Source organism: Undibacterium sp. KW1, from assembly GCF_009937955.1.
GTDB lineage: Bacteria > Pseudomonadota > Gammaproteobacteria > Burkholderiales > Burkholderiaceae_D > Undibacterium.
The window spans coordinates 5,194,527-5,207,359 of sequence record NZ_AP018439.1 but is presented as its reverse complement, the minus strand read 5'-3'; the positions used below and the strand labels follow the sequence as shown (position 1 = coordinate 5,207,359).

The window sequence follows — 12,833 nt, the reverse complement described above, 5'->3', positions numbered from 1 at the left end:
TAGAAAAACATCATGAATATCTCAAAATTCTTTATCGACCGCCCCATCTTCGCCGGGGTGTTATCGGTAATCATCTTGCTGGCCGGTGCCCTGGCCATGTTCCAGTTGCCCATCTCGGAATATCCCGAGGTGGTGCCGCCTTCGGTTGTCGTGCGGGCGCAATATCCGGGTGCCAATCCCAAGGTGATTGCAGAAACGGTGGCTTCTCCTCTGGAAGAATCCATCAATGGCGTGGAAAACATGTTGTACATGCAGTCACAGGCAAACAGTGACGGCAATCTGACGGTGACCGTCAACTTCAAGCTCGGCGTTGATCCTGACAAGGCACAACAACTGGTGCAAAACCGTGTCTCGCAAGCCTTGCCACGCCTGCCTGCTGATGTGCAACGCCTGGGTGTGACGACGATCAAGAGTTCACCTGCGCTGACCATGGTCGTGCATTTGATTTCACCAGATAACCGCTATGACATGACTTACCTGCGCAACTATGCAGTGTTGAATGTCAAAGACCGCCTCGCACGCATCAAGGGCGTCGGTGAAGTGGGCTTGTTTGGTTCTGGTAATTACGCCATGCGCGTCTGGCTGGATCCACAAAAAGTCGCACAGCGTGGCCTGACTGCCTCTGATGTCGTGAACGCCGTGCGTGAGCAAAACGTGCAGGTGGCGGCGGGTGTCATTGGTGCATCACCGAATGTGCCAGGCACACCTTTGCAATTCAATGTGAATGCGCAAGGCCGTTTGAAATCAGAAGCAGAATTTGCCGAAATCATCTTGAAGACTTCTGCCGATGGTGCCGTTACCCGCCTGGCGGACGTGGCGCGTATAGAACTGGATGCCGCTGAATATGGCTTGCGTTCCCTGCTCGACAATAAACCGGCCGTCGCCATACCTATCTTCCAGGCACCTGGTGCGAATGCGCTGGACGTGTCTGATCAGGTGCGTGCGGCAATGAAAGAATTGGCGACAGACTTCCCCAGCTCAGTCCAATACAAGATCGTGTATGACCCTACACAATTCGTGCGCTCCAGTATCCATGCGGTAGTCGAGACCTTGCTGGAAGCGATTGCGCTGGTGGTGCTGGTGGTCATCGTGTTTTTGCAAACCTGGCGTGCTTCACTGATCCCTTTGCTGGCCGTGCCGGTATCCATCGTCGGTACTTTTTCGCTGATGCTGGGCTTTGGCTATTCCATCAATGCCCTGTCACTGTTTGGCATGGTGCTGGCCATCGGTATCGTCGTCGATGATGCGATTGTGGTGGTAGAGAATGTCGAGAGAAATATTTCGGCTGGCCTGTCACCGAAAGAAGCGACTTACAGAGCCATGCGTGAAGTCAGCGGCCCTATTATCGCTATCGCCCTGACACTGGTTGCGGTATTCGTGCCGCTGGCCTTCATGACAGGTCTGACCGGGCAGTTCTACAAACAGTTTGCGATGACGATTGCGATATCGACCGTGATTTCTGCTTTCAATTCGCTGACCCTTTCACCAGCACTGGCTGCGATTTTGCTCAAAGGCCATGATGAAAAACCGGACTGGCTGACCAAGGTCATGAACCGTCTGTTTGGCCGCTTCTTCAATGCCTTTAACCGCATGTTCAATCGCGGTTCTGAAAAGTATTCCAAGGGTGTGGCCGGTGTTATTTCCCGCAAGGCTTCCAGCATGGTGGTGTATGTGGTGTTGCTGGCGGCAGCCGTGGGTGTTTCGTATATCGTGCCGGGCGGCTTTGTGCCGGGGCAAGACAAGCAATACCTGATCAGCTTCACGCAGTTGCCGAATGGCGCAACACTGGACAGGACTGAAAAAGTCATCCGTGACATGTCTGCCATCGCCTTGAAAGAACCGGGTGTGGAAAGCGCAGTTGCCTTCCCTGGTTTGTCCATCAATGGTTTTACCAATAGCTCCAGCGCTGGTATTGTTTTTGTGACGCTGAAGCCGTTTGAAGAACGCCGCAGTGCCGAGCTTTCTGCCAACGCGATTGCAGGCAAGCTGAACCAGAAGTATTTCGGCATCAAGGATGCTTTCATCGCTGTCTTCCCGCCACCGCCTGTCATGGGCCTGGGCACGGTGGGTGGTTTCAAGATGCAGATAGAAGACAAGGGTGCGCTCGGCTATGCTGAACTGGATGCCGCAACACAGGCCTTTATCGCTGCCGCCAAAACAGCGCCAGAACTGGGGCCCATGTTTTCCAGCTACCAGATCAATGTGCCGCAACTGGATGTCAATCTCGACCGCGTCAAGGCCAAGCAACTCGGTGTGCCTGTGACCGATGTGTTTGACACCATGCAGATCTATCTTGGCTCTTTATACGTAAATGACTTCAACCGCTTTGGCCGCGTGTATCAGGTGCGTGCCCAGGCAGATGCGCCTTACCGTGCCAAACCGGAAGATATCCTGCAACTGAAAACCCGTAATACGGCTGGTGAAATGGTGCCGCTGTCTTCCCTCGTCAAAGTCACGCCGAGCTTTGGCCCGGAAATGGTAGTGCGTTACAACGGCTATACCGCGGCGGATATCAATGGTGGCCCTGCCCCCGGTTATTCATCGAATCAGGCGCAGGCTGCGGCAGAACGTATTGCTGCCAAGACCCTGCCAGCCGGTATCAAGTTTGAATGGACGGACCTGACTTACCAGCAAATCCTGGCGGGCAATGCCGGTGTCTGGGTATTCCCTATCAGTGTCTTGCTGGTCTTCCTGGTATTGGCGGCGCAGTATGAAAGCCTGACCTTGCCACTGGCTGTCATCATGATAGTCCCCATGAGTTTGCTGGCGGCCCTGACTGGTGTCTGGCTGACAGGTGGTGACAATAACATCTTCACCCAGATAGGTTTGATGGTGCTGGTGGGGTTATCGGCCAAGAATGCGATTCTGATCGTGGAATTTGCGCGGGAGCTTGAACTGCAGGGCAGCACTCCACTGCAGGCAGCGATAGATGCCAGCCGCTTGCGTCTGCGTCCTATCCTGATGACTTCCATCGCCTTCATCATGGGTGTGGTGCCACTGGTGATTTCCAGCGGCCCAGGTTCCGAGATGCGTCATGCGATGGGTGTGGCGGTGTTCTTTGGCATGCTGGGTGTGACCCTGTTTGGCCTGTTCCTGACGCCGGTATTTTATGTATTGCTGCGTACTCTTGCAGGTGGCCGCAAGCTGCATTCTGCTGTCGTGCATGAAGCGCCCGCTCTTGCACACGACCTTGCCCATGGTCACGATCATGAGCACGCACACAGCGTAGTTAAAGTTTGAGAGAGCATGATGATGAATACAATCAAACCCCTGAAATCTGCTTCATCCCTGCTGATGTTATTGCTGGTGCTGGCTGGCTGTTCAGTCGCACCGGTTTATCAGAAAGCGGAAGTGACAACACCCGCTGCCTATAAAGAAGTGCAGGCAAGCAGTAACTCGAGCAACTGGAAAGAAGCCCAGCCCTCAGAAGAAGTCGCCCGTGGCGACTGGTGGAAAATCTTTGCGGACGATAGCCTCAACGAGATGGAGGTTCAGGCCATGACTGCCAACCAGAATCTCAAAGCCGCTGCTGCCCGCCTGAAGCAATCCCGCGCCTTGCGGCAGGATGCGCGTGCTGGCCTGTTCCCGCAAGTGAATGCGGGTCTGGGTGCCAACCGTGGGCGTGCTGCACCGGCGTCCCAGGGGCAGCCTGACAATACCAGGATGCCTACTTCCACAACCTACAATGCCCAGCTTGGTGCATCGTATGAGCTGGATTTGTTTGGCCGCGTGGCTTCCAGCGTTGATGCCGCAACGGCAGATACGCAAAAGAACGAGGCCCTGTTCCAGTCTGTGCAACTGGCCTTGCAAGCCGATGTCGCACAAGCCTACTTTCTACTGCGCGAGCTGGATGCAGAACAGGCTTTATATGCCGCTACGGTAGAGTTGCGCTCAAAAACCCTGAAGCTGGTGCAAACCCGGTTTAATGAGGGTGATATCAGCGAACTGGATCTGGCACGCGCCAAGGCAGAACTGGCAACGGCACAATCAGAATCACTGGGCCTTGCACGCAGCCGGGCGGTGGCAGAACATGCGCTGGCCGTCTTGTTGGGCACGACACCGGCAGAATTCAATTTTCTGCCGCGTCCCTTGTCACGCATTGCGGTCAATATCCCGGCCGGTTTGCCATCAGACTTGCTGGAACGCCGCCCTGATATTGCCGCAGCAGAACGCAGCATGGCTGCCGCCAATGCACGCATCGGCGTGGCACGCTCAGCCTTCTTCCCCAGGCTGGATATCACAGGCTCTGCCGGTTATGCATCAGCCAGCCTCGGTGATTTGCTGAACTGGAGCAGCCGTACCTTCTTGCTGGGGCCTTTATTGTCCATACCGCTGTTTGATGGTGGCCGCCGCCAGGCGAATGTGGAAAGAGCGGGCGCCGTCTATGAAGAAGATGTGGCCAACTACCGCCAGACTGTGCTGAACGCCTTCAGGGAAGTCGAAGACAATCTGGCGGATTTGCGGTTGCTGCGCGACCAGACCCAGGCGCAAGACAATGCGGTGCAGGCGGCAGAACGGGCAGCGAAACTCTCGCATGTGCAATATCGTGAAGGCTCAGTCAGTTACCTGAACGTCATCGATGCTGACCGTACGGTATTACAGCAACAGCGCATCGCCGCACAACTCGATGGTGCACGCGCCAGGTCTGCGGTCAGCCTGATACGTGCCATCGGTGGTGGCTGGAGTGGCGGCTGAGATCGTCTACCTGTAGTAAACACTGAAACTGCTCTGAAAATTATCGCGGCAAAAGCCGGCTAAGATTTCCACCCTCCCAGAACGAGTTCTGGTTTCCAAAGCGTATTCCGTCAAGGAGTACGCTTTTTTTTTGCGCCAATGGCATCTGTATGCATTAAAAATTATGTGTCAATGTCAGTCTCACAGAGCGTGGTTCTACTGGGTGAAAATGTATGTCATTGGCACCTTCCATGCTTTCGCGCGGCAGGCGTGACTGGTAATAATAATCAATGTCGCTGGCCTGCTTGTTGAACAGGTTGAACACATCCATCGTCAGCCTGGTCCTGGCATTGATCCTGTAACCCATGCGGGCATAGGCCAGTGTCGTCGATGAAGAGCGCACGCTATTGTCTTCAATCAAAGGACGTGGGCCAAAATAACGCAGCTCAAAACCACCATGCCAGCGGCCCAGGTCGGTCACTGTCACGCCAAAAGAGGCCACCTTGTCAATGGAGCCGGGGATGTAATTACCCGCCACATCATTTTGTGTATAGCGCGCCTGGGATGCTGCCAGGTCAAGATCAAACAACAGCCATGGTCTGGCGATGTAATGGTTGTTCCATTCTATGCCGGTACGGCGGCTGGCGCGGCTGGGTTCGGTTTCACCAGCATCACCGACAAACAAGAGTTCAGAGGCAATATCCAGCCGCCACAGTGCCAGCGAGCTTTGCAGACCGGGGATGATTTCTGTGCGCACACCCAATTCTGCGCCCCTGGTTTTAACCAGTGGTGGTACCGGCGTGGAGATGCCGCCATCAGGCAAGCGTGTTTGCGTGGTGCCGCGCGCGTCATTGCTGTGAAAGCCGCTGCCATAGTTGATGAAATATTCGGTCTTGTTCCATGGGCCAAAGATCAATGACAACTTGGGCGAGACAATATGGTCACTGACTTTGCCTGAATTGCCGTCTATGCTGCTGTTGACATCAAAGCGGTAGGCATCGTAGCGCAGCCCGGCAATGCTGCGAAATTTGGGGTGCCACTGTATGGAGTTTTCTGCATAAAAACCAGCGCTGGCTTCCTTCACGCTGTCTTCGCGTATTGTTGATATGCGTTGCTGTGCGATGGTGTTATAAATGCCGACGGGTGAAAGTTTATCGTAACGCAACTGCACACCTATCTTGTTATGCATTTCAAGATCAGCCACAGTCAGCGGCCAGGTTTGGCTGATATTCATCCCCAGCATCTGGCGCTTCTCACTTTGGCTGAACTGGTCACCCGTATCAGGGTTTACCAGGAAATACGTAAAGTTGCTGAACAGGTCAAGACTGGATTGCACGGCGTAAGCATCGATTTCAAACACGCCATCTTGGCTGCGCTTCTTCATGGCATAAGACAGGCTGTAACGCGAACTTTGTCCACCATCCGTAGGGTCAAGCGCACCAAAGCGGCTGATCTGGCCAGACTGCACAGCACGCAAGGGTATCTGGTCTGTGGAATTCCAGTTATTCTTGTAAGCCATGGCTGTCACGCTGTAACCATCGTCATGGCCGCCCTGGCTATAGCGCAGCACGGCACTGTACTTGCGCACATTTTCAGGTGTGACCCAGGGGCCGTCATTGCGGTTGACTTCTATCCCATACAGCAGATTGCCATTCGCTACAGCCGCAGTATCAGCTAGCACAGCCCGCTGATAGCCATACCGCCCCAAAGACAAGCTGGCAATGCCGGCACCCAGCTTGTCTGTCATACGAAGATGAGCCGCACCGGCAGAGGCAAAATCACCTTCATCGGCAAAATACGTCCCCTTCTTGTAATCAATGCGCTGTACCAGCTCAGGAATCAGGAAATTCAAATCCGAATAACCCTGGCCATGCGCATGGGTACGCATATTGACTGGCATCCCATCAACAAAAGTGGCAAAGTCAGTGCCATGGTCAAGATTGAAGCCTCGCAAAAAATACTGGTTGGCCTTGCCATCACCACTATGCTGGGTGACGATCATGCCTGGTACAAATTCAAGCAATTCACCAGTACGCAGGGCAGGGCGGTTACTGACGAGATTGGATGTCACCGAGCCCTGGCTGGCAGCATTGCTGGTGCCAACGGCATTATCGTAATTGCCCAGCACTTGTACGGTGGCGATTTTTTCTGACTGTGCTGTTTCACTGGATTGTTGTGCCTGCGCAGCCGGAGCGACATGCATCAACATCACACCAAGGCTTGCCAGCAGCAGTACAAGTTCAGTGCGGTTCATGGTCGTCTTTTGCATTATTGCTCCGTATATATTCTTTTTATGTAGTTTCATTTCAATTCTTGCTCGTTCATTTGTATGAGGAAAATAAAATTATTCATACTTAACATTTGAATGAGCAAAAACCAGGCCTGTAGTCTTTCCATTCAATATCCAGTTACCGCACATGCTTGCTTCAGAGAGAAAAGTCGATTTCTGAACCTGCTTTATTGCTGCTCTTACTTATTACGTTGAAAACAAACAAGCGGATTCACATTTTTAAAATTTTTTGCACCCTTATATCTCACCCTTATATCGCACCAGGCTTCTGCCCGTCAGTATGAAGATTCTGATAATCTTCATACTTGAGCTAAATTTTCCCAGTGTCAGACACCACATTGATCATGACTTCTATGGACGAGCCCGACATTGTTGAAATTGGCAGAGCGCTAGGGCATGACTATTTCCAGTTCGGGATGAAAGAGCCAGGGCAGGACTGGCCTGCGAGATATCCATGCAACTGGCAGGTGCACGGCAAATTGAAAAGAGCCGTTTGCAAACCTGGCGTTTGAAGACTGGTGGTTACTTCACGCATGGCCCGCGATAAATGTAAATTCACATTTTTTAAAAATAATTGAAACCGATATGATTTTTCCTCCGTAGAACTTGATGCGAACTCGCACTTATCTTAAAAGGAAATGATCATGCGCAAATTTAGCTACGCTCTTGTCTTCGCTGCCGCCATGGCTGCAACATCCATCGCCAGTGCTGCTGATGTCATGGTCGGTGGCCAGAGTATGATGCCATCCAAAGACATCGTTGATAACGCCGTCAATTCTGCTGACCACACCACGCTGGTTGCCGCAGTCAAAGCAGCAGGCCTGGTCGATACGCTGAAAAGCAAAGGCCCGTTCACCGTGTTTGCGCCAACCAATGCCGCATTTGCCAAGCTGCCTGCAGGTACCGTGGAAACCCTGGTCAAACCAGAAAACAAAACCACGTTGACCAAGATATTGACTTACCACGTAGTACCAGGCAAACATGATTTCATGAGTATTTCTACCCAGATCAAAAAGCAGGGCGGCCCCATAGAACTGGCGACAGCCAGTGGTGGCAAATTATCGTTCATGATGAATGGCCCTCACAACATCAGCGTCAAGGATGAGAGCGGTAATGTCGCCAGTATCAGTACTTATGATGTTTATCAATCCAATGGTGTCATCAATGTGATTGATACGGTTTTGATGCCGAAATAAATAACCACTTGATATAGATTCATCCATATCAGGCTATGTCCCCCTGGAAGAGCAGTGTTGCATTTCTGATGCAACACTGCTCTTCTATGTGTCATTTTATTCTGAAGGTCTGAACGGTATTAGCATCGCCATATTAAAAATATAATTTCATCTAAATTCAAAACAAGTTTTTCAATAGCGCGCAGTTTGGTTATAATCCGGCCATGCGAATTTCCCTTAGTCTCCGACACCTCACCATTTGGCTGGCATGCTTTGCATTGCTGTTCAATGGCATCGTGCCGTCTATGGCAAGCGCAATGACTCCGACGAAAGTCAAAGCAGGCTTTATCGAAATTTGTAGTGTTGACGGTAATAAATTATTCGACATTACTACCGGCAAGTTTGTCAAAGACAGTCCAGATGCTGATCCGCAACAATCAAAACATGCCAAAGCGCATTGTGCCAATTGCCTGCCGCACGCAGATCACCATTTTCTGTTGCCAACACATGCTGCAGATTCTCCCGACATGGCGTTGAGTGAATCTTTCCCTTCGCTGTTTTATCACTCTCCACAAGCACTCTTCTCATGGGCAAGCGCACAGCCGCGAGCTCCGCCAGCACAATCCTGATCATCAACTAGTTCCCTGAGCACATCGCAATGTGGCTCTGGGTATGTCTGATTGCACTCAGGGAAATTCTACTTAGTCCGGTTTTAAGCTTCTGTCGCATTCAATTGCGTAGCGATTGGCATTTGGCTTCAGGTCATGCCAAAGGATCGTGTGCGTCAAAGTAGCTTATTCCGAATTTCTTGAAAACATCAGCCTGGCAGTCCAAAAATCTCAAGATGTAATTTCATTTCAAATGACTACAAACTTTCGCGTTTCACCCTTGTTGAAACCACTTTCCGTACTGATCGCCAGTACGTTTTCTACTGTTGTTTTTGCTCAGGGAGTCGCCACAGAACAACAATTGCAAACAGTTGCCGTGGACGGCACCCGCTTGCCACTGGCGGCAAATTTGCCATCTACAACTGCCAGCCTGACAGCGGCAGAACTCCGCGAGCAGCAAAATATATTCAATCCGGAAGATGTCTTGCGCAATATGCCGAATACCACGATACGCAAGCGTTACAGCGGTGATCGCAATGCTCTCATTGGTGGCCGTAGCTTCGGCACGACCCAGGCTCCGCGTGGCTTGGTGCTGATGGATGGCTATCTGATTTCAAACTTCCTTGGAAGATTCGATGCCCCACGCTGGAATATGATTGCACCGGAAGAAATCGAACGGGTGGATTTGTTGTATGGTCCTTATTCGGCTATTTATCCGGGCAACTCCATAGGAACAACTGTGGTTATCAGCACCAGAAAACCAAAGCAGTTTGAAGCATCAGCCCGTCTGGCGGTGCAATCAGAAAAATTTGACGGCTATGGCTTGAGTGAAACCTACACCAACGCACAGGCGTCTGCCCAGATTGGTGACAAACTCGCGAATGGAGCATGGTATCGCCTTATGCTCAATCGTCAGGACTCTACTGGTCACCCCATGCAGTACTACACGGTGAATGCAAATAATGCAGGCGTATTCACCGCACCAACAGGAACCAGGCCGACGACCACTGTTACCGGAGTTCAGTACGATATAGCTCCTACCGGCCAAAAACGTGCAGTCTTTGGTGCCAACGCCGGTGCTATTGATCACACCATACAAACCACAGGGAAAGCTGCATTTGGCTATGATTTCTCACCGACCCTGAGTGCAGAAGGGATGCTGGCCTGGTGGAAAAATGATAGCGACAATCGCAATAATAGCTTCCTGCGCGATGCCAACGGTCAAACCATCTGGTCGGGTCGAGTCAGCAATAACGGCAATGTTTTTGATATACCTGCTTCAGCCTTTGCCCCCTTCAATCGCCAGGAGAGCCATGTGCAGGCAGGACTGACCGTCAAGACACGTCATCAGTCAGGCTGGAATATGTCTGTAGTTGCAAGTCAATATCGGATTATTGAAGACATTCAACGCACTGCAAACAATCCAGACCCTGTGGCCGCAAATGGTGGCGCGGGAACTTCTACCTTGCGTGACGGCACAGGATTTCGGACATTCGAGCTGCAATCTACCTATAGCCCGATACAAGGTGACTGGACCGGTGGCGTGCACTACCTGACTTTTGGTTTGCATGCCAATGACTATCATCTGGCACAAAGCACACAGACCTTGACAACGGATTGGCGTCGCGGCGCTGGAGCTGAAAGCCAGTTTGTAGGCGGTGATACACGCTTGTTTGCTTTATATGCGCAAGATGCATGGCGTTTTGCCCAGGACTGGAAGGCGACTATAGGTACCCGCTGGGAATCATGGAAGGCTTACAACGGTAGTCAGCGTTTTATTCCTGGCGCATCACAAGCTTACCCGGAGCGCAGTATCACTGCGATGTCACCCAAACTGGCTGTTACCTGGGAAGCGGCAGATGATATTACTGCCCGCCTTTCTGCTGGACGAGGTACGCGCTTTGCCACGGTTGCCGAGTTATTCCAGGGCACGCAATCCGGCAGTAGCATTGTGTTGAATGATCCTAATTTGCGCCCGGAAAAATCCGATGCCATTGAATTGATGCTGGAGAAACGCTACCGCAATGCCAGTCTGCGAGTCTCACTATTTCAAGACAATATACGCGATACCATCTGGAGTCAGACCAATACGGCTGTTTTCCCAAGTATCACCAATGTACAAAACGTGGGGCTGGTACGTACACGGGGTATTGAACTGGCTGGCGACATCGACAATCTGTTCATTAACGGCCTGAATCTGGATGGTAATCTGGCATTGAATGATTCCAAGATCATCGAGAACGATAATTTTATCGCCTCAGTAGGCAAGACCTGGGTACGCATACCCCGCATCCGTGGATCAGTCACCCTGAGTTACGCACCAAGCGGTCGCTGGAGTGTGGCGGGCAGTTACCGTTACGCAGGGCGTCAATACAATGACATGCTGAATCTGGATACCAATCCAGATACCTATGGAGGTTTGTCGCGTGTCAAGCAGCTTGATCTGCGTGTCTTGTTCAAGCCAGTCAAAGGTCTGGAGCTGGCAGCGGGAATAGACAACGTCACGGATTACCGGGCATATCAATCTCATCCTTCGCCAGGACGAAATCTGTTTGTCGAAGTGCGCTACCAATACTAAGTAGCGATCAACAAACAGGCGGAGCACTGGCGTCCGCCTGCTTCCCTAAGAATTCTGGAGTAAGAAAATGAGTGACCTGGATATACAGCATGTCAATAAAAGCGCTTTATTGCACAGGGTCTTTTGGCGCTTGCATTTTTGGTCAGGCTTGCTGACTGCACCTATCGTCTTGTTTGCTGCACTGACAGGCATACTGTACATTTTTACACCGCAGATCGAAGCATGGAAACATGGCGAGCTGGATAAGGTTGAGCAAATCAGGCCTGCGTTGCCACTTGATCGTCAAGTTGATGCGGCGATGGCAGCCTTTCCGGGTAAGCAAATCAAGTCCATAATCCCGGCTTATACAGTGGGAGAAACCACGCAAGTGATCTTTGGTGAACAAAGACAGCGCGGCAAAAAAACTGACAATACAGAGACCAGTAAGCCGAATGGGCATGAAGAGCACCAGGGACATCAGATGCCAGCAGCGTCAAAGGCTGCCAAGGTCGAAGCTAATGATCATAGCGCCCGGGCAGAAAACCTGATTGTCTATGTTGATCCTGGTACAGCCAAAATACAGGGAAGTATTCTGGAGTCAGGGCGATTCCGCAATTGGGCCCGCAAACTGCATTCCAATATGCTGCAAGGGGATGGCTGGCGCTGGATCATAGAACTGGGAGCCAGCTGGATGCTCATGATGATGATCACTGGCATTTATCTCTGGTGGCCACGGGGCAAAGCAAGCTGGCGCAGCGTGTTGCAATACAGTGGCAATAATCGCCGTGCTACCTGGCGCTACCTGCATAGCATGTTAAGTATCGTCCTGGGCTTAGTCACTCTGACTATTTTGCTGACAGGCCTGACCTGGGCTAAATATGCAGGGGAAAACTTCCGCATGGCGCAGAATGCGGCTGCACAAAATACACCAAGAGCACCGAAAGACTTAAAGTCAGTTGTTGCTATCAATGGCAACTTGGCACTGAGCATGCAAGCGGTATATCAACAGGCAAAAAATCAGGCACCTGATGTACAGATGCAATTGACACCACCAAAATCTGAAAGCGGAGTATGGAAGATAGATAATTATGATCGCAGCCAGCCTGGCAAACGCTTTCAGTTGATTTTGGATGCTTACAGCGGCAATACCATGTTCCAGTCTGGCTGGGAGCAGATGCCAGTCCTGTCCCGCGCTACTGCTGTTGGCATTCCATTTCATCGTGGTGAATTTGGCTGGTGGAACCAGGCACTGCTGGTGCTGGTGGGTGTAAGCGTGATTTTTTCAGTGGTATCTGGCTATGTCATGTGGCTGCAACGCCGCAAAGCAGGTACATTGTCTGCACCTAAGCTGGAGCGCAGGCATGCACAGGCAATCTCCTGGTGGGTATGGCTGCTCATGATCGCCCTGGGAATAGCTTTGCCTGCACTGGGTATAAGCATGTTGCTGCTGATAATGATAGAGCTGACTTATTTGAGTTGGAAAAAAACCTTGTCGCCTGATTTTTAGCACAGAAATTTCTATCAGGCAG

The 12,833-nt window shown here is 51.5% G+C and carries 7 protein-coding genes; 6 read left to right on the top strand and 1 reads right to left on the bottom strand.

The genetic code is table 11. The annotated features are described in order from the left end of the window. Positions 1 to 12 precede the first annotated feature (12 nt). On the top strand, positions 13 to 3,240 hold the full coding sequence (locus UNDKW_RS23415) for an efflux RND transporter permease subunit (RefSeq protein ID WP_162060709.1): 3,228 nt from the start codon (positions 13 to 15) through the stop codon (positions 3,238 to 3,240). A gap of 9 nt (positions 3,241 to 3,249) precedes the next feature. After that, a complete protein-coding gene (locus UNDKW_RS23410) occupies positions 3,250 to 4,695 on the top strand; it encodes an efflux transporter outer membrane subunit (RefSeq protein WP_162060708.1) in 1,446 nt (481 codons plus the stop codon). Between the two features lie 154 nt (positions 4,696 to 4,849). Here the strand turns inward: UNDKW_RS23410 and UNDKW_RS23405 are convergent, their stop codons facing one another. Then, positions 4,850 to 6,943, bottom strand: coding sequence for a TonB-dependent receptor (locus tag UNDKW_RS23405; RefSeq protein ID WP_232063091.1), 2,094 nt, complete (start codon positions 6,941 to 6,943; stop codon positions 4,850 to 4,852). A gap of 665 nt (positions 6,944 to 7,608) precedes the next feature. On the opposite strand from UNDKW_RS23405, the gene UNDKW_RS23400 reads away from it, so the two are divergent. The 4 genes from UNDKW_RS23400 (at position 7,609) to UNDKW_RS23385 (ending at position 12,811) form a co-directional block, all read left to right on the top strand. Beyond that, complete coding sequence (locus UNDKW_RS23400) at positions 7,609 to 8,160, top strand: fasciclin domain-containing protein (RefSeq protein ID WP_162060707.1); 552 nt, start codon at positions 7,609 to 7,611, stop codon at positions 8,158 to 8,160. A 203-nt stretch (positions 8,161 to 8,363) separates the two neighbouring features. Then, on the top strand, positions 8,364 to 8,768 hold the full coding sequence (locus UNDKW_RS23395) for a DUF2946 domain-containing protein (protein WP_162060706.1): 405 nt from the start codon (positions 8,364 to 8,366) through the stop codon (positions 8,766 to 8,768). A gap of 232 nt (positions 8,769 to 9,000) precedes the next feature. After that, on the top strand, positions 9,001 to 11,325 hold the full coding sequence (locus UNDKW_RS23390) for a TonB-dependent receptor (protein ID WP_162060705.1): 2,325 nt from the start codon (positions 9,001 to 9,003) through the stop codon (positions 11,323 to 11,325). Between the two features lie 67 nt (positions 11,326 to 11,392). Further along, positions 11,393 to 12,811: a PepSY domain-containing protein gene (locus UNDKW_RS23385; RefSeq protein ID WP_162060704.1), complete on the top strand. Its 1,419-nt coding sequence runs from the start codon at positions 11,393 to 11,395 to the stop codon at positions 12,809 to 12,811. Positions 12,812 to 12,833: the final 22 nt, after the last annotated feature.

Bases quoted from the DNA above. Each gene is read 5' to 3' on its own strand.
- UNDKW_RS23395 (WP_162060706.1), top strand. From the start codon at position 8,364: ATGCGAATTTCCCTTAGTCTCCGACACCTCACCATTTGGCTGGCATGC.
- UNDKW_RS23410 (WP_162060708.1), top strand. From the start codon at position 3,250: ATGATGAATACAATCAAACCCCTGAAATCTGCTTCATCCCTGCTGATG.
- UNDKW_RS23405 (WP_232063091.1), bottom strand. From the start codon at position 6,943: ATGCAAAAGACGACCATGAACCGCACTGAACTTGTACTGCTGCTGGCA.
- UNDKW_RS23400 (WP_162060707.1), top strand. From the start codon at position 7,609: ATGCGCAAATTTAGCTACGCTCTTGTCTTCGCTGCCGCCATGGCTGCA.
- UNDKW_RS23390 (WP_162060705.1), top strand. From the start codon at position 9,001: ATGACTACAAACTTTCGCGTTTCACCCTTGTTGAAACCACTTTCCGTA.
- UNDKW_RS23415 (WP_162060709.1), top strand. From the start codon at position 13: ATGAATATCTCAAAATTCTTTATCGACCGCCCCATCTTCGCCGGGGTG.
- UNDKW_RS23385 (WP_162060704.1), top strand. From the start codon at position 11,393: ATGAGTGACCTGGATATACAGCATGTCAATAAAAGCGCTTTATTGCAC.